General features: G+C 70.5%; 20 protein-coding genes. 11 read left to right on the forward strand and 9 right to left on the reverse strand.

The window, feature by feature from the left end:
- Positions 1-77: 77 nt before the first annotated feature.
- Positions 78-2,282 carry an MMPL family transporter gene (locus AB0D34_RS02945; protein ID WP_362655544.1) on the reverse strand — a complete coding sequence of 735 codons (2,205 nt, stop codon included), beginning with the start codon at positions 2,280-2,282 and terminating at the stop codon, positions 78-80.
- 239 nt (positions 2,283-2,521) lie between these two features.
- On the opposite strand from AB0D34_RS02945, the gene AB0D34_RS02950 reads away from it, so the two are divergent.
- From AB0D34_RS02950 to AB0D34_RS02960, 3 genes are all read left to right on the forward strand, one after another.
- Positions 2,522-4,138 carry an alpha/beta hydrolase gene (locus AB0D34_RS02950; protein WP_362655547.1) on the forward strand — a complete coding sequence of 539 codons (1,617 nt, stop codon included), beginning with the start codon at positions 2,522-2,524 and terminating at the stop codon, positions 4,136-4,138.
- Between the two features lie 260 nt (positions 4,139-4,398).
- Entirely contained in the window at positions 4,399-5,022 is a 624-nt protein-coding gene (locus AB0D34_RS02955) for a hypothetical protein (protein WP_362655549.1), read from the forward strand.
- 84 nt (positions 5,023-5,106) lie between these two features.
- Positions 5,107-5,739: a DUF6368 family protein gene (locus AB0D34_RS02960; RefSeq protein WP_362655552.1), complete on the forward strand. Its 633-nt coding sequence runs from the start codon at positions 5,107-5,109 to the stop codon at positions 5,737-5,739.
- A gap of 312 nt (positions 5,740-6,051) precedes the next feature.
- Here the strand turns inward: AB0D34_RS02960 and AB0D34_RS02965 are convergent, their stop codons facing one another.
- Positions 6,052-6,216, reverse strand: coding sequence for a hypothetical protein (locus AB0D34_RS02965; RefSeq protein ID WP_362655555.1), 165 nt, complete (start codon positions 6,214-6,216; stop codon positions 6,052-6,054).
- Between the two features lie 357 nt (positions 6,217-6,573).
- Here AB0D34_RS02965 and AB0D34_RS02970 point away from each other — a divergent pair, with 357 nt between their 5' ends.
- Positions 6,574-9,402 (forward strand): hypothetical protein, encoded by a 2,829-nt coding sequence (locus AB0D34_RS02970; RefSeq protein ID WP_362655558.1) that lies wholly within the window; start codon positions 6,574-6,576, stop codon positions 9,400-9,402.
- Between the two features lie 295 nt (positions 9,403-9,697).
- On the opposite strand, the gene AB0D34_RS02975 is transcribed toward AB0D34_RS02970, so the two are convergent.
- The gene (locus tag AB0D34_RS02975; RefSeq protein ID WP_362655561.1) at positions 9,698-10,312 is read right to left on the reverse strand and encodes a phosphoribosylanthranilate isomerase; all 615 of its coding nucleotides are present in this window, start codon (positions 10,310-10,312) and stop codon (positions 9,698-9,700) included.
- A gap of 127 nt (positions 10,313-10,439) precedes the next feature.
- On the opposite strand from AB0D34_RS02975, the gene AB0D34_RS02980 reads away from it, so the two are divergent.
- Positions 10,440-12,017 carry a carbohydrate-binding protein gene (locus AB0D34_RS02980; protein WP_362655564.1) on the forward strand — a complete coding sequence of 526 codons (1,578 nt, stop codon included), beginning with the start codon at positions 10,440-10,442 and terminating at the stop codon, positions 12,015-12,017.
- 51 nt (positions 12,018-12,068) lie between these two features.
- Here AB0D34_RS02980 and AB0D34_RS02985 read toward each other — a convergent pair whose 3' ends face one another.
- On the reverse strand, positions 12,069-12,389 hold the full coding sequence (locus tag AB0D34_RS02985) for an antibiotic biosynthesis monooxygenase (RefSeq protein ID WP_362655567.1): 321 nt from the start codon (positions 12,387-12,389) through the stop codon (positions 12,069-12,071).
- An 84-nt stretch (positions 12,390-12,473) separates the two neighbouring features.
- On the opposite strand from AB0D34_RS02985, the gene AB0D34_RS02990 reads away from it, so the two are divergent.
- The gene (locus AB0D34_RS02990) at positions 12,474-12,818 is read left to right on the forward strand and encodes a hypothetical protein (protein WP_362655569.1); all 345 of its coding nucleotides are present in this window, start codon (positions 12,474-12,476) and stop codon (positions 12,816-12,818) included.
- Positions 12,819-12,945: 127 nt separating this feature from the next.
- Here the strand turns inward: AB0D34_RS02990 and AB0D34_RS02995 are convergent, their stop codons facing one another.
- The 3 genes from AB0D34_RS02995 to AB0D34_RS03005 form a co-directional block, all read right to left on the reverse strand.
- Positions 12,946-13,848 (reverse strand): type II CAAX endopeptidase family protein, encoded by a 903-nt coding sequence (locus AB0D34_RS02995; protein ID WP_362655572.1) that lies wholly within the window; start codon positions 13,846-13,848, stop codon positions 12,946-12,948.
- A 103-nt stretch (positions 13,849-13,951) separates the two neighbouring features.
- Positions 13,952-14,611 carry a response regulator transcription factor gene (locus AB0D34_RS03000; RefSeq protein WP_362655575.1) on the reverse strand — a complete coding sequence of 220 codons (660 nt, stop codon included), beginning with the start codon at positions 14,609-14,611 and terminating at the stop codon, positions 13,952-13,954.
- A gap of 82 nt (positions 14,612-14,693) precedes the next feature.
- Complete coding sequence (locus tag AB0D34_RS03005; protein WP_362655578.1) at positions 14,694-15,899, reverse strand: sensor domain-containing protein; 1,206 nt, start codon at positions 15,897-15,899, stop codon at positions 14,694-14,696.
- A gap of 180 nt (positions 15,900-16,079) precedes the next feature.
- Here AB0D34_RS03005 and AB0D34_RS03010 point away from each other — a divergent pair, with 180 nt between their 5' ends.
- Positions 16,080-16,238: a hypothetical protein gene (locus tag AB0D34_RS03010; RefSeq protein ID WP_362655581.1), complete on the forward strand. Its 159-nt coding sequence runs from the start codon at positions 16,080-16,082 to the stop codon at positions 16,236-16,238.
- A 186-nt stretch (positions 16,239-16,424) separates the two neighbouring features.
- Positions 16,425-17,654 carry an RNA-guided endonuclease TnpB family protein gene (locus AB0D34_RS03015; protein WP_362655584.1) on the forward strand — a complete coding sequence of 410 codons (1,230 nt, stop codon included), beginning with the start codon at positions 16,425-16,427 and terminating at the stop codon, positions 17,652-17,654.
- Positions 17,655-17,710: 56 nt separating this feature from the next.
- Here the strand turns inward: AB0D34_RS03015 and AB0D34_RS03020 are convergent, their stop codons facing one another.
- Entirely contained in the window at positions 17,711-18,805 is a 1,095-nt protein-coding gene (locus tag AB0D34_RS03020) for a substrate-binding domain-containing protein (RefSeq protein WP_362655587.1), read from the reverse strand.
- A gap of 110 nt (positions 18,806-18,915) precedes the next feature.
- Positions 18,916-19,566: a DUF4328 domain-containing protein gene (locus tag AB0D34_RS03025; RefSeq protein ID WP_362655590.1), complete on the reverse strand. Its 651-nt coding sequence runs from the start codon at positions 19,564-19,566 to the stop codon at positions 18,916-18,918.
- Positions 19,567-19,915: 349 nt separating this feature from the next.
- On the opposite strand from AB0D34_RS03025, the gene AB0D34_RS03030 reads away from it, so the two are divergent.
- From AB0D34_RS03030 to AB0D34_RS03040, 3 genes are all read left to right on the forward strand, one after another.
- Entirely contained in the window at positions 19,916-20,695 is a 780-nt protein-coding gene (locus tag AB0D34_RS03030) for a methyltransferase domain-containing protein (protein ID WP_362655592.1), read from the forward strand.
- 106 nt (positions 20,696-20,801) lie between these two features.
- Positions 20,802-21,200 (forward strand): luciferase family protein, encoded by a 399-nt coding sequence (locus tag AB0D34_RS03035; RefSeq protein ID WP_362655595.1) that lies wholly within the window; start codon positions 20,802-20,804, stop codon positions 21,198-21,200.
- Positions 21,201-21,208: 8 nt separating this feature from the next.
- Positions 21,209-21,580 carry a DUF6479 family protein gene (locus AB0D34_RS03040; protein ID WP_362655598.1) on the forward strand — a complete coding sequence of 124 codons (372 nt, stop codon included), beginning with the start codon at positions 21,209-21,211 and terminating at the stop codon, positions 21,578-21,580.
- Positions 21,581-21,768 lie beyond the last annotated feature (188 nt).

Below are 21,768 nucleotides of genomic sequence, written 5' to 3' on the forward strand. Positions count from 1 at the left end.
TGGACTCAAGGACCATGGTGAGCGAACGGGGCCGCCCGTGTCGTACGACGACACGGGCGGCCCCTGTGGGGGGTGGGTCAGGCGTGCGCGGTCTCCAGGTCGGCGGGCGCTTCGTCCGAGGACTCGGTCCCCCGGGTCAGCGCCTCGCCCTCCACATCCACCCGGGGCAGGATCCGGTCCAGCCACTTCGGCAGCCACCAGGCCTTGTCGCCGAGCAGGGCGAGCACGGCCGGCACGATGGCCATCCGGACCACGAACGCGTCGAACAGGACGGCGGTCGCGAGCCCGAACCCAATCATCTTGATCATGGACTCGCTCTCGCCGATGAACCCGGCGAACACCGCGATCATGATCAGCGCGGCGGCCACGACCACCCGGGCGCTGTGCCGGAATCCGGAGGTCACCGCCTGGTCGGGGCTCTCGCCGTGGACGTACGCCTCGCGCATCCGGGAGACGAGGAAGACCTCGTAGTCCATGGCGAGGCCGAAGACGATGCCCACCAGGAAGATCGGCATCAGGCTCATGATCGGCCCGGTGGTCTCCACACCGAACAACCCGGCGCCGTGCCCCTCCTGGAAGACCACGACGACCGCGCCTAGGGAGGCCAGGACGGAGAGCAGGAAGCCGAGGGCCGCCTTCAGCGGGACGAGCAGGGACCGGAAGACCACCAGCAGCAGCACGATCGCGAGACCCACCACGACGATCAGGTACGGCACCAGCGCGGCCTGCACCTTCTCGGAGATGTCGATGTTCAGCGCGGTGGTGCCGGTGACCTCGTAGGTCGCGCCGGTCTCGGACTCGATGCCGGGGCGCTCGTCGCGGATCGACGTCACCAGGTCCCTGGTCTTCTCGTCGGTCGGCGCGGTGGACGGCACGACCGAGAACACGGCGGTGTCACCGGCCTCGTTGAAGCGCGCGGGGGACACGGACACGACCCCCTTCGTCGCGCCGATGACCTTCGAGACCGCCGCCGCGGCCGCCTTCGCGTCGTCGTCGCCCTTCGCGTCCACCACGACGGTCAGCGGGCCGTTGAAGCCGGGACCGAAGCCCTCGGCGAGCGCGTCGTAGGCCCGGCGCTCGGTGGTGGAGGTCGGCTTGGCCTCGTCGCCGGGCATGCCCAGCTGCAGGGAGGTCATCGGCAGGGCGAGGGCGCCGAGGCCGACCACGCCGAGGATCAGCACGGGCAACGGGCGGCGCAGCACGAACCGGGCCCAGCGGGCGCCGCCATTGTCCGCGGCCTCGTGTTCGATACGGCCTTCCCTGCGGTCCTTGCGACGCAGCACCGCGTTCGGCCAGAAGCCGAGGAACGCCGGGACCAGGGTCAGCGCGATCAGTACGGCGACGACGACCGCGCCGGCCGCGGCCAGGCCCATCTTGGTGAGCATCGGGATGCCGACCACCGCGAGCCCGGCCAGGGCGATGACCACGGTGAGGCCGGCGAAGACGACCGCGGAGCCCGCCGTACCGACCGCGAGGGCCGTCGCCTCCTGCGGTGCCCTGCCCTTGGCGCGTTCCTCGCGGTAGCGGGAGACGACGAACAGGGCGTAGTCGATACCGACGGCCAGGCCCAGCATCATCGCCAGGGTGCCGGTCGTGGTGGACAGGCCGAGGGCGTCGGCGAGGGTGAGGATGGTGGCCATGCTGACGCCGACGCCGATGATCGCGGTCAGCAGCGGCAGTCCGGCGGCGGCCAGCGAGCCGAAGGTGACGAGGAGGACGACCGCGGCGATCGCGACACCGATGACCTCGGCCGCGCCGCCCGCGCCACCGCCGTCGGCCATGGCGCTCCCGCCCGCGTCGACGGTCAGCCCGGCGTCGCGGGCCTCGTCGAGGGCCTTGTCCAGTTGGGTCCTGCCGGCGTCGGTGAGGTCGTTGGAGGCGACCTTGTAGGTGACGGTCGCGTACGCCGTCGTGCCGTCCTTGCTCACGGCCTTCGCCTGGAAGGGGTTCACGGCGGACGCGACCTGCGACCCGTCGGCGAGCTCCGCCACGGTGTCCTCGACGGCCTTCCTGTTCTCGCTCGCGGTGACCTTCTCGCCCTTCGGCGCGACGAAGACGACCCGGGCGGTGGCCCCGTCGGCGGTGGCCCCCGGGAAGCGCTCTTCCATCAGGTCGAACGCCTTCTGGGACTCGATGCCCGGCATCGAGAAGCCCTCGTCGGGCGCGCTCGGCGCCTTCAGTGCTCCCAGCCCGACGGCGGCCAGGACCGCCGCCCAGACCAGAGCGACGTACCAGCGTCGCCGGAAGGCCAGGCGGCCCACGCGGTAGAGGAAAGTAGCCACGGCAGAGGTCTCCACATCTGGTGCCGAACGGTCCACCCAGGCTGTCGGGACGAGGGCCCCGATGTCGTCGTGCGCCTGCCGACAATCCCCGGTACTCAGATCGCAGTACGCGGCCGTTCACGGGTAGGCCGCGGGGACTACCGCCGGACCGCGGGAACCGGGACGTGTGATTTCCTGTGTCTCCTCTGTGGGACAACCGATTCTCTGAGGCCTGACCAGCCCAAGGGGGAACAAGGACAGTGAAGTTCAGACGACTCAGACTCGCCGGAGCCGCGGTGAGCGCGCTCGCCGTGGCCTGGACCGGGGCCCCGGTGTCGGCAGCGGCCACGCAGGAAGCAGCCACCCAGGACGCACCCGCCGTGCCGACCCTGGCCTGGGCGGACTGCCAGAACGGCTTCCAGTGCGCGAACGCCCAAGTGCCCCTGGACTACCGGGATCCCGGGGGCAGGACCATCACCCTGGCCGTCGTACGCAAGCCGGCCGCCGACCCCTCGAAGCGCAAGGGCACCCTCTTCCTCCAGCCCGGCGGGCCGGGCAACTCCGGCGTGGACTTCGTCCGCAACAACTACGCCGACCTGCCGGCCCAACTGCGCGACGACTTCGACGTGTTCGGGTACGACGTGCGGGGCGTCGGCCGCAGCTCCCAGGTCGTGTGCTGGGACGACCCGACCTACACCAAGGCCGTCACCGCCGCCAAGGGTGTCCCCGGCCCCGACGCCTACGAGCCCGCCGTCCAGCAGGCCGCCGACTTCGACCAGGCCTGCCGGACCAACGCGGGCGAGATCCTGCCGTACATCGGCACCCAGTACGTCGCCCGGGACATCGACCTGCTGCGCCAGGCCCTCGGCGAGCAGCAACTCACCTACTACGGCCGCTCGTTCGGCTCCTACATCGGTACGGTCTACGCCGCGATGTTCCCCGAGCGGGTCCGCGCGCTCGCGCTCGACGGGGCCTACGACCCGGAGCGCTACACCAGCCACCCGTACGCCTACGACCGGCCGCAGTACCTCGCCCTGGACGGCGCGATGAGCCGCTTCCTCGACTGGTGCAAGGCCGACCAGGCGACCTGCGGCTTCGGTGACGGCGACCCGCGCGGGGCGTTCGAGAAGCTGAAGGCCGACCTGGACGCCAACCCGGTGCCGACCGCGAACGGGGGCCAGGCGAACGGCTACACCCTGGTCTACCGGCTGATGTTCAACATCAACGAGGGCAAGGTCATCTGGCCGTCCTTCGGCGAGGCCCTGCGCAAGGCACAACTGCGCGACAACACCTCGTTCCTGCTGCGGCCGCCGTCCCCGGCCAGCTTCGACTTCCTCAACCCGAACGTCGCCGTCGAGTGCGTCGACAAGAAGTACCCGACCGACCCGGCCCTGCTGAAGCGCCAGGTCACCACCAACGCCAGGCTGGCTCCGCTGCTGGGCCCGGCCATGGCCTACGGCCCGCCCACCTACGACCACCAGCACGCCACCGCGTGCGTCCAGTGGAAGGGCGAGCACACCAGCCGGTACTCCGGTTCGTTCCGGGCGAAGGGCTCCGCGCCGGTCCTCGTCATCGGCAACACCGGTGACCCGGACACCCCGTACCAGGACGCGGTGGCCCTCTCCCGTGAGCTCGACAACGGCCGCCTGCTCACCTTCGAGGCCGAGGGGCACACCGCCTTCGGCCGCAGCGCCTGCGCGTCGGACGCGATCACCAACTACCTGGTGGACCTGAAGGTCCCGGCCCGGGGCGCGAGGTGCGCGGACGAGACCCAGCCGCCGTCCGCGGAGCCGACGGTGGCCCCGCCGGGGACGACGCTGAGCGAGCTGCGCAACGGCGTCAGCGAGCGGGTCGACCGGATCGGCTCGCTGCACTAGGCGATCCGGCGTCATGGAAGGCCCAGGTCACGGGAGCGACCTGGGCCTTTCGGCGTTGGAGGTGGGGGTGCGTGGTGAAGAGCAGCAACCTCGGTTCCGCGGCCTTTAGCTGTTCATGTCACGGGACTGCGACGGTGTCGTCCTGGATCATGGACGGGGCAACCGTTCGGGTCCTGGGCCCCTCATAGTGATCAAGAAAGCGCTGAGGAACCCGCCAAGCTTCAGCCCCCAACACCTCGACCACTCAGGGGAATTGACCCGTGATCCGCAACCGTCGCAAGGCGTTCCTCGTCTCCGCCGCACTCCTGGGCGGCACCCTGCTGTTGACGGCGTGCAACCAGGGCGACGACGCCGCCGACAGCTCGTCCAGCACCTCCGCCACGCCCACGGCGGCGAGCACGTCCGGCGCCACAGGGGGCAGCGACACCGCCGCGACCCCCTCCCCCTCGGGTTCCGGGAGCACGTCCGGCGGCAGCGGCACGTCCGGTTCCGGCAGTACGTCCGGCGGCTCCAGTACATCCGGCTCCAGCGGCACTTCCGGCGGCAGCAGCACGTCCGGTTCCGGCGAGAGCGTCGTGGAGGGCCTCAACAAGGGCAAGGGCGTCAGCGGCACCTGGTACGGCATCGTGCGGTATGTGGCGCCCGGCAAGTACCTGGTCGACGGTCCGGCGGCCCAGGGCTCCGGCGGTGAGCAGCAGACCTTCTACCTCGCCGAGGACACCGTGATCCTGGGCGGGGGCCAGATCTGCGGCACCGCCGGCTCGAAGGTGGACGCGCCGTGCGAGGAGGCCGACCTGGAGAAGGCCGCCAAGAAGGGCGTGGAGGCCGAGGTCGTGATCAAGAACGGCATAGCCACTCAGATCACCGACGGCGCGCTTCGCTGATCCGGTGGTCCGCGACGAGCGGGGGCGGTCTCCCGGAAGTGCGGCTTCCGGCGGACGCCTCCAGGCCGGCGTTAGGCTCCCGGCATGTCTGGTCCGACGTTGGTGATCGATTTGGCGGAGCCGCTCTCCGTGGCTGCGCTGGAAGAGTTCCGCGCGTTGATGGTGGGGCTCTCCTCCCACTTCGCCGAGAAGCGGCCCGGGTTCTTCGACGTCAACGTGCCCGCACTGCGACTGGGCGTCGAGGACACGCGAGATGAGGACTGGCGAAAGCCGTTTCCGCTTCCACTCCTCGGCGACACCGTCGCGGAGGAGGAGCTCATGGCCCTGGTGGGATTCAGTCCGCTGCGTGAGGACTGGCGTCGGCCCTTCCTGGTCTACTTGATGGGGCCCGGTGTCGGCGATGAGAGCATCTTCGAGGCTGAGCACGAGGGCGAGCCCGAGGTGGAGGCTGTCCTGGGCTTCAGGCCGACCCATGCCGTCAATGTCAGCGCCTGCTGCAATCGCGAGATCGACCACGTGACCACGGCCCTGCTGACCGCCGCTGTCATGGACGTCATCGGGGGCGTGGCCAAGGCCGAGCTGCTGAACGGACAGGCGTCGGTCGTCGCCGGTCTTCCGGGGGTGTTGGGGATCACGGACGACGACTGGACGGTGCTGGGAACGGCGGAGTTCCTGCGGGCCTGGGTCGGGCACCCCGCCTTCCGGCTGGTCAAGTAGCCCGGACTCCGGTGGCGTCCAGCCCGCCCACTTCGTCATCGGGCCGGAGCACGCATCTCATCGACCTCGCCCTGGCTTGAGGCGGGCCAGGTCTCCGTCACCGGCCGACGAGCTGGGTGAGCTGCGGGGCGCCGCTGACCGTCGAGGATCACTTGTAGAGCGCGATCCTCGGGAGCACAGTCCCCTGCGCCGCGGGGTTCGTGACCGTGATCCGGTAGACCTGGGTGAGGGCCTGGCTCGGGCGCGGGTGCGCTGGGCGGTCGTCAGGTCGGTGAAGAGGGTGCCGGTCCGGCTCGCTGTCCTGACGGTCCGTCAGCAACCGTGCGCGGTGCGCTGCTCGACCACGAGGTCCGACGAGGTGAGGAACGGGCCCGCGTGCGGGGCGACGGTTCGTTCCGCCGAGGTGTCGTTGCGGTAGGTGACGGTGACCTCGTGCCGCTTGCCGTCGGCCACCAGGGCGGTGGTGGGCAGGTCCACGAAGTCGACGGGTACGGCGGACTGCTGGGTCTGTACGGCGGCTGCCCGCGGAGCGGTGGCCGCCGGACCCGCGAGAGCGAGGACCGCGCCGGCAACAAAAGGAAAATCATTGGTCGATTCCCGTGGATATTTCGTGGATACCGCCCGGTAGATCACTCACGGCACCCAATACGGCCATAGCGGACTGATAGCTTCCGCGTCACCGGCCTGGGGGAGCGTCGGAGCCGGTACCCCCCACCTTTCATCCCTTGAATGACCGGACGGAATTCCTTGCGTACTTTCCGTGAAAACGCCGGCGGCAGACACCGTTGGCGCGTCCCGAAAAGCCGGCGCGGCCGAATAGCCGCGGCCGGTGCGATGTCCGTGCTTTCGCTCGCCCTCATCGCCCCGCTGGCCTCGGCGGCCCTGACCGACCCCGCCGACCCGACGTCCGCCCCGGTGGCGGACCACATCACCGACACCTCCCAACTCCCCTCCGGCTGGCAGAAGTCCGACGACCGGATCGTCACCTACGACGGTGACGCGACGGGACTGCACGTCCTGGTCGCCGACGCGGCGGACGCCTACAAGTGGCACACCGCGGCCACCCTGTCCGAGCCGGGCATCGACACCGACCAGTGGATCGGCCAGACCTGTGTGACCGGGTCAGGCGACCGTGCCGTCGTGGTCTACGCGCCCCGGCAGGCCGTCAACGACCAACAGGGCTTCCAGCAGGGCGCGTTCGCGGCCGTGGTCGACCTCGCGGACGGCACCGTGACCAAGCTGCCCGAGCTGGTCTCGCTGGCCTACTTCAACCCCGGCTGCGGCGACGGCGAACAGGCCGTCCTGACCCGGCCGCAGGGCAACGGCACCGAACTGCTCACCGTCGACACCGCGCAGGCCAAGCTGGTGCGGCAGCAGACCGTCGCGGGTCAGCTGACCTCGGCCGTGCCCTTCGGGGGCGGCATCGCGGCGGTCTTGGGCGACTCGGTGGTCTCGGTGGACGCCAAGGGCACCACCGACACCCTCGCCAGGACCGGCGGCACGCCGTTCCGGCTGGTGCCGGACGCGCACAGCGGGCTCGCCTACCAGGTCCCCGACGGGGGGCAGGTCCAGGTCCGCCGGGTCACCTCCGCGGGCTCCGACAAGCTGCTCGGCTCCGGCGCGCTCGGCGCCCTCGCGGTGCACGGCACCGGCGGCCGGGTCTTCCTGACCGGAAGCGACGCCGAGGACGCCGTAAAGTCGTCCGCTCTGCCGAAGAGCTGGCAGACCCTCGACGTGCCGGCCTCCGCCGAGATCTCCACCACCGGTGATCTCGCGCTGACCTCCGTCGGCAACGGCTCCGAGGCGTCCGGCGGCAAGAAGGCCGCCACTACCGGCATCCAGCCCGTCGGCATCGACGCGGTGCTGCCCGGCAGCGACACGGCCGTCGACTTCACGGTGAAGCCCAGGATCCCCGCCACGGCCCAGGGCGACGAGCAGTCCCCGGCCCTGTCCGACGGGCTGCACACCGACAGTGTGACCCCCGGTGACGACGACCCGTCGACCTCCACCACCGACCCCGACCGCGCCTGCGCCGTCACCCGCAACGACCCGAAGCTCCAGTCGCTCCAGCCCTCGACCGCGCAGGTCGAGTGGGCGACGGACCTCGCCGTGCAGGGCAAGCTCGACGTGCACCGGCGCAGCGGCTGGAACGGCAGCGAACTGCCCTCGTACACCCCGCAGGGCCTGTTCCCGTCCACCGCGCTCAAGGGCGGCGGACGCGTCCCCGCGCAGATCATGCTCGGCGTGCTCTCCCAGGAGACCAACCTGCTCCAGGCCAGCTCCCGGGCGGCCGCGGGTGAGAGCGGCAACTTCACACAGGGCGGCTACTACGGCAACGCGGGCAGCGTCCACACCGTCAACTGGTCGGCCGCCGACTGCGGTTACGGCATCGCCCAGCTGACCGACGGGATGGCCAAGGCGGACACCAAGTACACCGCCGAACAGCAGCGGGCGATCACCGTGGACTACGCGGCCAACATCGCCGCGGGTCTGGAGAACCTCCAGGGCCAGTGGAACACGCTGTACGACAAGGGCCTGCTCGTCAACGGCGGCGACCCGAAGTACCTGGAGAACTGGTGGCTCGCGCTGTGGGCCTACAACAGCGGCTTCAACCTGCCCAGTTCGACCGACGCGAGCGCCCCCTGGGGCCTCGGCTGGTTCAACAACCCGGCCAACGGCCTCTACCCGGCCGACCGCAAGATGTTCCTGTCGTCCGGCTACGACGACGCCCGCACCCCCAACCTGTGGACGTACCCGGAGCGGGTGCTCGGCTGGGCGGCCTACTCCCAGCAGAAGAAGGACCCGGCGACCGGGGAGACGGTGAAGTCGTTCACCGTCGGTGACTGGCCCAGCGGTGGCGCTCCGGCGGCCCAGCCGGCCCACGACACGTTCTGCAAGCCCACGGTCAACGAGTGCGACATCACCAAGCCGCACAAGGTCGAGGGGTCGACCCAGCCGGAAGGTCCGTGCCAGCGGGACGACTTCAAGTGCTGGTGGAACCAGCCGGTGAGCTGGACGGACTGTACGGCCACCTGTGGCACCGAGGTGCTGAAGTACGCGGTGACCGACCCCGAGCCGAAGGTCTCCGCCCCTCATCCGGCCGCCTGTACGTCCACCCTTCCGGCGAACGCGCTGATCGTGGACGACGTGCCGAACTCGGTGAAGTTCCGGGTCGGGTCCGCCAACCCCTGTGCGGGTGAGCGCAATTGGATCAGCCGGGGCACGCTGACGTTCACGTTCGGGTCGGCGCAGCAGAACGGTGCGACGGTCTACCCCTCGAAGATCGACTTCCATCAGCTGGGTGCGGGATTCGGCGGGCACTTCTGGCTCACCCACACCCGGGTGCCCAGCTACACCGACTCGGTGGTCACGGGCACGTGGACGCCGGACCGGAAGGTGGTCGGCTCGGCGGAGGTGATGGTGCATCTGCCCGACCACGAGGCGAACACGCCGTCGGCGAAGTACCGCATCGACCTCGGTGACGGGACGGTGGTCGAGAAGACGATCTCGCAGGACACGGGTGGGAAGAACGCCTGGGTGTCGCTGGGGTCGTACGAGTTCAAGGGCACGCCGAGTGTGTCGCTGAGCTCGGCGACGGCGGACGGGACGGGGGACGACTCGATCGCGTGGGACGCGTTGGCGTTCGTGCCGGTGAGGGGGTGAGTGAGTGCCACGACGGCCGTCTCCCGTCTGACGCGCCGTCGTGGCTGGTCGCGCAGTTCTCCGCGCCCCTAAAAGCCGTTACTGAACCGGCGTAGTTCTCTGAGCGCCCGCTGTCGGTCCACAGGAGCGACGGCGGGCGCTCCCATGCATGCGCCGCTCAGGGGCACGGGGAACTGCGCGACAGGCCTCCACCTACGGCCCCTCGTGGCGCAGGCCACCCCCAACTCCCTAGGGGCGCGGGGAACTGCGCGACCAGCCCCCCACTCACCCGCACCCGCCGACGCCCCCGGGAGACTCACCCCAAAACCGCCCCCGCCCGTGCCGCCTCCACGAACGCCGTGATCAGGGACGGGTCCTTGACGCCCCGGCTGGCCTCCACTCCGCTGGAGACGTCGACGCCCCAGGGGCGGGTGACGTCGACGGCCTCGCGGACGTTCTCCGGGGTGAGGCCGCCGGCCAGCAGCCACTTCTCGCCGGCGCCCGCCACCTGCTTGCGCGACCAGTCCCACGCCATGCCGGAACCCGGCACGGGTGCGTCGAGGAGCAGCATGTCCTCGCCGAACTCCCCGCAGCGCGGCACGGAGTCGCCGAAGGCGGCCGCGCGGATCAGCGTCCAGCCGCCGCGGGCGAGTTCGTCGTAGTAGGCGCGGTCATCCGGGCCGTGCAGCTGGACCGCCCCGATGCCCGACTCGACGGCCACCGAGCGGACGTACTCCAGGGGTTCACGGCGGAACACGCCCACGGTCAGCACGCTCTGCGGAACCCTGGCGGCCAGTCGCGCCGCCGTCGCGGGGTCGATGCGGCGCGGGCTGTCGGAGAAGACGAACCCGATGGCGTCGGCGCCGGCCTCCACGGCCGTGTCGACGTCCTGCTCGGTACTCAGGCCGCAGATCTTCACGAAGAGCGTCATGCCGCCCACCGTATCCAATTCGTATGTGTGAACAGCGATCACATACACAACCGTTGACGCGACCATGGCAAGCGCTTACCGTCCGAAGAATACGTGCCCCCGTCGCCGCACACCATGGAGACGAACGATGCGCCTGAGACCCCTCATCACCTCCGTCGGCCTCCTCGCCGGCACGCTCGTCGCACTGTCCGGCACCACCGCACAAGCCGCCACCACCCGCTACGAGGCCGAGACCACCCCCGCCATCTGCACCGGAGCCGTCGAGACCGAGTACGCCGGCTACTCCGGCAGCGGATTCTGCAACGGCACCAACGCCACCGGCGGCTACGCCCAGTTCACCGTGTCCGCACCCGCATCGGGCACGGCGACCCTGAGCGTCCGCTTCGCCAACGGCACCACCACCGCGCGCGCCGCGAACATCATCGTGAACGGCTCGACGGTGTCCTCGGTGTCCTTCGAGTCCACCGGCACCTGGACCGGCTGGACCACGAAGACGTTCACCGTCCCGCTGACCGCGGGCAGCAACACGGTCCGGCTCAGCCCGACCAGCGCGAACGGTCTGCCCAACGTCGACTACCTGGACGTCGAGACGTCCGGCACGACCACCCCGCCGCCCTCCAGCAGCGCCCTGTACGTGTCACCGAGCGGCACCGACAGCGCGGCCGGCACGGTGACCGCGCCGACCACGCTCACCTCGGCGATCAGCCGTATCTCCGCCGGCGGCACGATCTACCTGCGCGGGGGGACGTACGCCCACTCCTCGACGGTGACCGTCCCGGCCGGCAACAACGGCACCTCCGCCGCCCGCACCACGATCTCCGCCTACCCGGGAGAGACGCCGGTGCTCAACTTCTCGGCGCAGAGCGAGAGTTCGTCCAACCGAGGTCTCCAGATCAACGCCAACTACTGGAAGATCTACGGCCTGGTCGTCGAGCGCGCCGGTGACAACGGCATCTTCATCGGCGGCAGCAACAACGTCGTCGAGCGCACGGTGACCCGCTTCAACCGGGACACCGGCCTCCAGCTCGGCCGGATGGCCTCCTCCACCCCGACCAGCCAGTGGCCCGCGAACAACCTGATCGTCAGCTCCGAGTCGCACGACAACGCCGACTCCGACGGCGAGGACGCCGACGGGTTCGCCGCGAAGCTGACCGTCGGCTCCGGGAACGTCTTCCGGTACACCGTCTCGCACCACAACATCGACGACGGCTGGGACCTCTACACCTACTCCGACTACGACCCGATCGGCCCGGTGACCATCGAGGACTCCCTCTCCTACGGCAACGGCACCCTCAGCGACGGCTCACAGGCCGGCGCCGGCGACCGCAACGGCTACAAGCTCGGCGGCGAGGACGTGCCCATCAACCACGTCGTCCGGCGCAGTATCGCCTTCGACAACGGCAAGCACGGGTTCACCTTCAACAGCAACCCGGGCTCGATGACGATCTCCAACAACCTGAGCATCGACAACACCGAGCGCAACTTCAACTTCGACGCCGGCACCTCGGTGTTCCGGAGCAACACCTCATGCCGCTTCAGCAGCGGGACGAACGACCGGATCATCGGCGACTCCGACAGCTCGAACCAGTTCTGGTCCGGCACCAACGGGTCCCGCTGCTCCTCGTACTCCGGCGCGCTGGGCTGGTCGTTCGCCTCGAACGGCAGCCTGGTGGTGACGCTCGGCGGCAGGCAGGTCACCCTGTAGGGCACGGGAAGGGCCCCGGACGACGACCGTTCCGGGGCCCTTCGGGTGTCCCTACTTGGGTGCGGCCTGCTGGACGACCTCGAAGGTCCACACCGTGGAACCGCTCGCGGCGGGCTTCGGACGCTCACCGCCCTCGCCGCCGCCCTGGTGGGACGCCTTCATCGGCCCCTCCATCCATGCCTGGAACGACTCCTCGTCACGCCAGCGCGTGTAGACGAGGTAGGTGTCGGTGCCCTCGACGGGCCGCAGCAGCTCGAACCACTCGAACCCGTCCGAGCTCTCGACGGTCCCCGCCCGGCCGGCGAACCGCTTCTCCAGCGTCTCGCGCTGCTCCTCGGGGACCGTGAGTACGTTGATCTTGACGATGCTCATACCGCAATTGTGCTCCGCTCCCCGCGCGACCAGCCACAACGAACCCGCAGCCGACACCCGGCCCCACCGCATACCCTGCGGAGCATGCAGCAGCGAGAGGTCATGCAAAACGTCGTCGGCATCCTCACCGAGGCCCTGGAGATGCGCCGCCAGGCCCGTGAACACCCCGACCGGCAAGCCTCGTTGACCGGCGCCGTCTCCGCACTCCTGGTGGAGACACTCCCCCGCATCCACCTCCCCGCCGACGCGAGCGGCCACGCCGCCGCGGACGCCGTGGTCGAGGAGCTGGGCCCCGCCATCGCGAGCATCGCCAACTGCTTCGCGTTCGCCTTCGTCCAACTGGCCGAGGCCCACGACGAGGGCCGCCCCGACACCTCCGCGGACGTCCTGCGGCGCATCTCGCTCCAGTTCGCGAGCGAGGCCCCCTGAAATTCCTGAGCCAAAACGACATCCGATCCGCCACGAGCGACGAACAGTTGCCGGGGACGCACCGGAACGGGCTCCCGGGGCGACGAGGGAGGCGCCGGGAGCCCGTTCGTGTGTCGCACAGGTACGGTCACCGCTTGGGCAGCCCCAGCCGACCCCGCGTCGCCACCAGCAGGATCAGCGCCGCAGTCGTCGCCGCGAGCAGTACGGAGCGGGCGGCGTCGCTCTCCTTCAGCGAGGGGAACATGTCCGACCAGGCGAGCGAGAGGAAGTTGTTGACGCCGGTGTGCAGCAGCATGACCAGCGGCATGCTCTCGCCGGACCGGTTGAACACCCAGGTCATCACGGAGCTGAACGCGACCGTCATCGCCATGAACTGCGCCGGCACGGTCCACGCCACGTGCGGTCCGCCGCCCCACTCGGTCAGGAACAGCGGCAGGTGCCAGGCACCCCACAGCACACCCACGACGAGGGTCGCGGTCAGGGGGCCGTAGCGGCGCTGCATCCTCGGCATCGCGAACTCCCGCCAGCCGGGCTCCTCCGCGAGACCGGTGGTGATCATCTGGATGAGCAGGCCGGGGAGATAGGCGGCGAGGATCATCGCGGACGGCAGTACGGGCCCGCGGTCGGCCAGCGCGGCGGAGGCGAGGGTGAGCGCGGCCGGGACGGAGGCCAGCACCACCAGGTACCAGCGCCAGCCGACCCTGAACCTCAGCATCCGGCTCCGCCAGACCCTGAGCCCCGCGCGCCCCTCCGTGATGCCGGTGACGAGCAGGGCCGAGGCGATCGGGCCGAGGTAGGCGCCGGGCAGGACGCCGGTGAGCTGGCTGCCCGCGCGGCCGCCGGGGAAGGTGAAGTGCCAGGCCCCGAGGCCGTTGTGGGAGAGGACGTACGGCGTCCAGGCGGCCCAGCTCAGCGCGAAGGTCAGGGCGAAGAACCAGGTCAGCGGGTTACGGCGGATGCTGCCGCGCAGGCCGGTCGTACGGGCCTCGCCGACCGGGCGCTCGACGTTGACGGGGGCTTGGACGCTCACCGCGGATCCCTTCCAAGGGGGCTGATGTGATGCGTCCAGCACACCAGCGCCAGGCCCGCGGATCATTGCCGTAGGGGGCCCGACTGCCGTACAGCAGGCTGTACTACGACCGTCGCCGCGCGTCCTCCAAGTAGTGCAGTACGGCCGCCACCCGCCGGTCCACCTGGTCCGTGGGCGCCAGGTCGAGCTTGGCGAAGATGCTGCGGATGTGCTTGTGCACGGCCCCGTCGGTGACGAACAGCCGTTCCGCGATGGCGCTGTTGCCGAGCCCCTCGGCCATCAGGGCGAGTACGTCCTTCTCGCGCGGGCTGAGCCGTTCGAGTCGGGTGTCCTGGTGGGACCGGGTGAAGAGCTGGGCGACGACCTCGGGGTCGATGGCGGTGCCGCCGGACGCCACCCGGCGCAGTGCGTCGAGGAACTCCTCGACCCGGCCGACCCGTTCCTTCAGCAGATAGCCCAGGCCGCCGACCCCGCCGGTGAGCAGCTCGGTCGCGAAGCTCTGCTCGACATAGGCGGAGAGCACGAGCACGGCGAGGTCGGGCCGGCGCCGCCGGGCCTCGACGGCGGCGCGGACGCCCTCGTCGGTGTGGGTGGGCGGCATCCGTACGTCGAGGATGGCCACATCGGGCTTGTGCGCGTCGATGGCGTCGAGCGCGCCGTCGGCGGTGTCGGCCGTGCCGACCACGTCCAGCCCCTCGGCCCGCAGCAACAGGGCGAGCCCCTCCCGCAGCAGGGGGTCGTCCTCGGCGATCACGATCCGCATGGCAGGTCCACTTCCCTGGTCGTAGGGCCGCCCGGCGGGTTCGTCGGGCGGGGAAGGTCCTCACTCACGGCCCCGGAGCCGCTCACGCACCGCACGGCAGCTCCACCTCCAGCACCGTCGGGCCGCCCACGGGGCTCGTCACGCGCAGGGTGCCGTCGTGGGCGGCGACGCGGTTGCGGATGCCGGTGAGGCCGGAGCCGCCGGACTCGTCGGCGCCGCCGCGGCCGTCGTCCGTGATCCGCAGCAGGAGGTGTGGGCCGGTGGCCCGGACCGTGATAGCGGCCTCGCCCGCCCCGCTGTGCTTGGCGATGTTGGTCAGTGCCTCGGCCACCACGAAGTACGCGGTCGCCTCCACGGAGGCCGCGCACCGCCGGTCCATCTCGACGTCGACCTTGCACGGCACCGCGCTCTCCGCCGCGAGCCCGGTCAGCGCGCCCGCGAGACCCCGGTCCGCGAGCACCGGCGGCAGGATGCTGCGGGACACGGTCCGCAGTTCGGCCAGGGCCTGTTCGGCGGCGGACTGGGCGCGCTCCAGGAGCTCGTCGGCGCCGGCCGGATCGCGGGCGACCATGCGGCGGGCGGCCCCGAGCAGCACGGTGACCGTGACGATCCGGTTCTGGGTGCCGTCGTGCAACGAGCGCTCGATGCGCCGCAGTTCGACGGCGTGGGCGTCCAGTGCGGCGGCCCGGGTGGCGGTCAGCTCGGCGATGCGCAGGGACAGGTCGGCGTCGGGCCCGGCGGACAGAAGCCGGCGCCCCGGGTTCGCCTGGAGCCGTGCCATGGCGGGCGTGAGTCCCAGGATGATGGCGATCCAGCCCACCCCGAGCAGGGCCACGGCGAGGGCGTCCGGCCAGGAGTGCGCGTTGCCGATGCCGATGGAGGTGGCGGTCGCGTCGGTGGGCGCGAGCGGCCAGTACAGCGGAAACGCCGTGTCCCGTACGGCGACCGCCGGCAGCACGAAGCCGAGCAGGCCAAGAGGCAGGCCGACGGCCAGGTGCCGGAGCAGCCAGCGCAGTTCGCGCCGGGTCGTGGGGTCGGTGAGGGCGGCCCGGAGCCGCGCGGGCGGCGGTGCGGGGGCGATGACCTCGGGGCCCCAGCGGGCGAGCCGGGTACGTTCCATGCCGGCCAGGGCGTGCAGCACCCGCACCCCGCCCGGCGCCAGCACCAGCCACAGCAGCACGAACGGCGTGAGCACGGCCGTACCGAGACCGGAGACCAGCTGGCCGAGCGCGGCGGCCGCGGTCGTCGCGGTCCCCACGACCAGGCTCTTGACGTCGGTGGTCGCCATACGAACCCCCTCTGGGCGGAGGACAACGACCTTAGGCCGAAGGCGGGTTGGCATCGGGCCCCGGAGCCGAAAAGTACAGCCTGCTGTACCCCGGACCGGGCGGACCACTGGATCGGCCGGACCGGGTGCCGGCTCGTAGCGTCATCGGCACCGGAACAACCGAGCCACTAGGAGTACCCCGTGAACCTTCTGCTCTGGCCCCTGCTCGTGCTCAGCGTGCTCGGCAACGCGGTGGCGTCCTTCACGCCCGCCGACACCGCCGTCCACCTGGCCTTCGGCACCGTCACCGCGTTGACGGCCACCGCCCTGTTCGTACGACGGCTGCGCATCGGCCCCTGAGACACGGCTATCGGGGTTGATTCGCGGTGCGTCGGGCTTCAGTCCGTTGGTGAAGCGAATCGTGTGATGGCGGCGCGGAGCGTTGCGGTGTCGTTCCGGTGGAGCCGGACAGTGTGGTCGCGGGGGTGAGGTGGGGAACGGGTGTTCCCGGCGACAGAGGGTGTCGCATGTTCGTACGATCGGCGAATGCAGCTTCGGTACGCCTTCCGGCTGTACCCGGAGCCCGGTCAACGCGTCGCGTTGGCAAGGGCGTTCGGATGCGCTCGCGTCGTGTTCAACGACGCGGTGCGCGCCCGTGAGGATGCCCGCGCGGCCCAGCAGCCCTACCCCAGTGCTGCCGTCCTGTCCCGGCAGTTGATCACCCGGGCCAAGAACACTCCCGAACGGTCCTGGCTGGGCGAGGTTTCCTCGGTTGTCCTGCAGCAGGCGTTGCGGGACGTGGAGGCCGCGTACCGCAACCTCTTCGCCACGTTGAAGGGGGAGCGCCAGGGCCGGAAGATGGGTGCGCCGCGGTTCAGGTCGCGCAGAGACCGGCGGCAGTCGATCCGGTTCACCGCGAACGCCCGCTGGAAGATCAACGAGGGTGGGCGGCTGGCCCTGCCGAAGATCGGGGAGGTGAAGGTGAAGTGGTCGCGGGCCCTGCCCGCCGTGCCGTCGAGTGTGACGGTGATCCTGGATGCGGTGGGCCGGTACTTCGCCAGCTTCGTCATCGACACCGACGACGGCACCGACCGGGCCCGCTGGACGGAGCCGGACCCCGATGCCGCGATCGGCATCGACCTGGGCCTCACCCACTTCGCGGTCCTCTCCGACGGCACGAAGATCGACAGCCCACGGTTTTTGCGCCGGGTGGAGAAGAAGCTGAAGAAGGCGCAGCGGGAGCTGTCCGGTAAGCGCAAGGGATCGAAGAACCGGGAAGAGGCCCGGCTGAAGGTCGCCCGGGCCCACGCGGCTGTGGCCGACGCGCGCAAGGAATTCCACCACCAGCTCTCCACGAAGTTGATCCGCGAGAACCAAGCGGTCGCGGTGGAGGACCTGGCGGTGGCGGGACTCGCGCGTACCCGGCTGGCCAAGAGCGTGCACGACGCGGGCTGGTCGCAGTTCGTCGACATGCTCGAATACAAGGCGCAGCGGTACGGCCGCACCTTCGTCAAGATCAGCCGGTTCGAACCCACCAGCCAGACCTGCTCGGCCTGCGGACACCGGGACGGGCCCAAACCCCTGCACCTACGGGAGTGGACCTGCCCCAGGTGCGGCACGCTCCACGACCGCGACCACAACGCCGCGATCAACGTCAAACAGGCCGCCGGACTGGCGGCATCGGTCTGCGGAGCGCCGATAAGACCAGGACTTGTCCCGGCACAGCGCGAAGAAACAGGAAGTCAGGGAATCCCACACCAAGCATGTGCCGCGTAGCTGCACAGCAACGAACGGGATGGCCAGAATCCCCCTCCCTCAGGAGGGGGTACAAGTCAATTGAGGCCGATCGCGGCACAGTCCGCCGCGTACTCGGGGGTGCAGATCTGCTTCACGGTGTAGACGTCGTCCTTGATCACCGTCTGCTTGATGTTGTCCTTGGTGAGGGCGATCACCGGCACCAGGACCGAGGGGATGTCCTTCTGCGTCGGGCTGTCGATCGTGTCCCGGACCAGCGCGTCGAACTGGAGGTCGCGGCCCTGGACCTTGTACACCGCGATCTGCGCGGCGTTGGTCGCCTCCTGGAGGAAGGACTTGTACACGGTCATGTACTGCTCGCCCGACACGATCCGCTGCACCGCGGCGAGGCTCGCGTCCTGCCCGGTCACCGGCGGGATCCTGGTGGCGCCCGATTCCTTGAGCTCCTCGATGACCGCGCCCGCCATGTCGTCGTTGGCCGAGTAGACGGCGGCGATGTTGTTCAGCCCGAGGGAGGCGATCGCCGCCTTCATGTTGGCCTTGGCGACCGACGGCAGCCACTCGCGGGTGTCGTACTGCTTGGCGATGACGACCTTGCCGTTGAGCTCGGACAGCGCGCCCTTCTTGAACAGGGCCGTGTTGGGGTCGGCGAGTGAGCCGTTCATCATCACGATCTTGCTGGTCGCGGCCTTGTCGCCGAGCGCCTCGACGATGGCCCTGCCCTGCACCTCGCCGACGAGTTCGTTGTCGTGCGAGGCGTAGGCGTCGATCGGGCCCTGGGCGAGGCGGTCGTAGGCGATGACGGGTATGCCCGCGTCCTTCGCCTTCTGGACGGACGGTTCGATCGCCTTGGCGTCGACCGCGTCCACCAGGATCACGTCCACCTTGTCGGCGACCATCTGCTGGAACTGCTGGCTCTGCCGCTTCGCGCTCGCCTCGGCGTTGGCGTAACTGACCTTGCCCTTGCCGTGGGTGAGGGACGCCACCTCCTTCTTGATGAGGGGGTAGTCGAACCTGTCGAAGCGGCTGGTGTCCCGGTCGGGCAGCAGCAGACCCAGCGTGATGTCGTCGCCCTTCTTGGGGCTCACCGCGGTGTCACTGCTGCCGACCGCGCAGGAGCTGAGCAGAAGGGCCGACACGCAGACGGCCATGACGGAGGGGAAGGGACGCATGGCGATCCTGTGGGTGGGGGGCTGTCACGTAGGCGCAACAGTAAGTGCCCTCCACCCCGATCAAACACCCTGACCGTTTCCTTCAAGGGATCGCCACTCGACGTCCGCAACTAGTCCTCGATGCGCACAAGTTGCACGGCGGTCAGGGTCCGCACCATGAGGATCGCGGCGACGGCGGCGCCGACGACGGCGAGGTCGGCGACCAGCAGACCCGTCACCCCCTGGTAGGCGCGGGCGATGACCTGGTCCGTGTCGTCCTGGTACATCAGGCCCACCCCGCTGACCATGCCGACCAGCCACAGCGCCCACCACACGTTCACCACGATGGGCAGCTTCTGGTCCGGGGCGCTCTTGTGGTGGATGTCGGCGACGATCCCGCGCGGGAACCACAGATTGACGATCGGCACGATCCAGGAGGCGTAGACCCAGATGCCGGCGTAGCGCGGGCGCTCGCCGGACAGGGCACGCGCGTTGTCCCGCATCCGCCACAGCCAGCCTGTGAACAGGGCCGCGCACACCACGGTGAGCAGGTCTCCGGCGGTGCTGACCAGGTGGTACGAGTTCTCCAGGGAGGTCAGTGGCCGGTGCCGGCCCTCGCCCTGGTCCGGCAGCCCGGACGCGGGCTCACCCGCCACGGCGAGCCGGATGTGCCACACGGCCCGCAGTGCCCAGGCCGCGCCGGCGAGCCCGAGCCCCGCGACGGCGAGGTGGGCGGAGCCACGCACCGTGCGCACGGCGGGCCGGACTGCGTTCTCACTCACGGGGTCCCCCTTCAAAAGGATCACTTCACCCCCTCATCGTCGCGAACCCCCCGACCGGTTCACGCGGAGATCACCGGCGGATCCGAAGGAGAAACGGGGGCCCGGCGGACCCCTGCCCCCGCCCGACCCCGCGGAACGACACGCAGCCCGGCGGCCCCGCGGAAACACGGAAGCCGCCCGCCCCGCGGAAACGCGGAAAGCCGCCCGCCCCGCGCCAAAGCCGCAAGCCCCCGCACCCCGCCCGTACCGCAGGGCGCCCAGGCCGATCTGATACCCGCGAGAGACACGGCCCCGGTGGACCCCGCCGGAAGCCGGGAAGAAACGCGGCGGGGCGAGGATCGTGGGGGCCATGGACGAACAGCGATACGACGTGTGGACGTCCGGTGCCGCCTACGACCGTTACATGGGCCGCTGGAGCCGGGCGGTCGCGCGGGAGTTCACGGCCTGGCTCGGCCGCCCGGACGGGCTCGCGTGGCTGGACGTGGGCTGCGGCACCGGGGTGCTGTCGGCGGTGGTGAGGGAGCGCTGTCGCCCCGCCCGGGTCGTGGGCTGCGACCGTTCCGAGGGCTTCGTACGGATGGCCGGAGCCGCGGTCGTGGCGGACGCGACGGCGCTTCCCGTGCGGGACGGCGCCTTCGACGTGGCGGTCAGCGGCCTGACCCTGAACTTCCTGCCGGAGCCCGCGGCGGCCGTCACCGCGATGGCCCGCGCGGTCCACCGGGACGGCGGTCTGGTGGCCGCGTACGTGTGGGACTACGCGGAGCGGATGGGCCTGCTGCGCCACTTCTGGGACACCGTCATCGAACTCGACCCGGCCGCGGCGGAGTTGGACGAGGGCCGCCGGTTCCCCGGCTGCCGTCCACAGCCGTTGCACGACCTGTGGACCGGCGCGGGGCTCACCGACGTGGTCGTGCGGGCGATCGAGATCCCCACCGTCTTCGTCGACTTCGCCGATCTGTGGGGCCCCTTCCTGGCCGGTCAGGGCCCCGCCCCGGGCTATGTCGCCGCCCTCTCCCTCGCCGACCGCGACCGCCTGCGGGAGGCCCTGCGCACGGCCGTACCCACCGCGCACGACGGCTCGATCCCGCTGTGGGCACGCGCGTGGGCGGTACGCGGAAGGACCCGGTGAGGACCGGACAGGGACGCGTCACTTGTGGCGCACAAGACACCTCACGCCCCGGTTACGTTTCGCTCAACCCCTGGTTGCGAAGCGGTGATCGGGTGACGATGGGCGCATGACTCTGGCCGAGCGTGCCCTGGAGCGCCTGGAAGCGTGGTCCGACCTCAGCGTGGGCATGCCCAGCTGCGGAGCCGGGCTGGCGCTGTGCTCCATACACAGCGAGATCGTGCACTTCCACCCGGGGCGGGACGTGGACCTGCACCTCACCGAGTCGGCCATCCGCAGATTCCACGACGACCTCCAGGACTCGACCGCGGTACGGCTCGTGCCCGGCTCCGGCTGGGTCACCGTCCACCTCGACTGCGAGACCGACGTCGACCTGCTGATGAGCCTGGTCAGCGTGGCCCTCAAGGCCCACCAGGCGGGTCCTGGGCCCGTCGGCCCCACCGAGTGCAACTTCCACCGGGTCACGGTGGTCCCCCGGGACTCCCCTTTCGTCCCGATTAGGCGATAATCGGACTCATGAGTACGGCGACGTTTGTCCTGGCGGCCACGTCGAGCGATGTACTCAACGTGATCGCCGCCTTTGCCGGTGGGCTGTTCATCGCCGGCGCGCTGGTGTGGGCCGTGCAGTTCGGCATGCGGGTCCAGGACCGGGAGCTTCCACGGCCGCTCAGCGAGGAGCAGCCGCACCTCCCGGAGACCGGGCCGATCCGTGAGATCCGGGAGATGCGGGAGCCGGACGAGCTGCCGGCCACCACGGAGGAGCAGGAACGGCTGATGCCGTACCAGCTCCGTCACTCGGCAACCAGACGAGGAAAGGACCAACACCGCAAACGCTGGCTCCCCGGCTCCAGCGGCGGCTTCGGCAGCGGCGGCCTGGGCCACGTGTGACGGTGCCGGGACACAGGGCACGCTGGGCCTGGGGCCCCGGGACCCAGGGCGCAACCGGGTGGGGCTGCCCCCCGGGTTCTAGGGCGGCTCCGGGACCTGGGGCGGCCCCCGGGACACAGGGCGGCTCCGAGACCTGGGGCGGCCACACGCCGCAGACCACTTCGCGACGCAGGCCCCGGCGGGGGCGA

It is taken from the genome of Streptomyces sp. NPDC048420, assembly GCF_040651535.1.
Classification (GTDB): domain Bacteria; phylum Actinomycetota; class Actinomycetes; order Streptomycetales; family Streptomycetaceae; genus Streptomyces.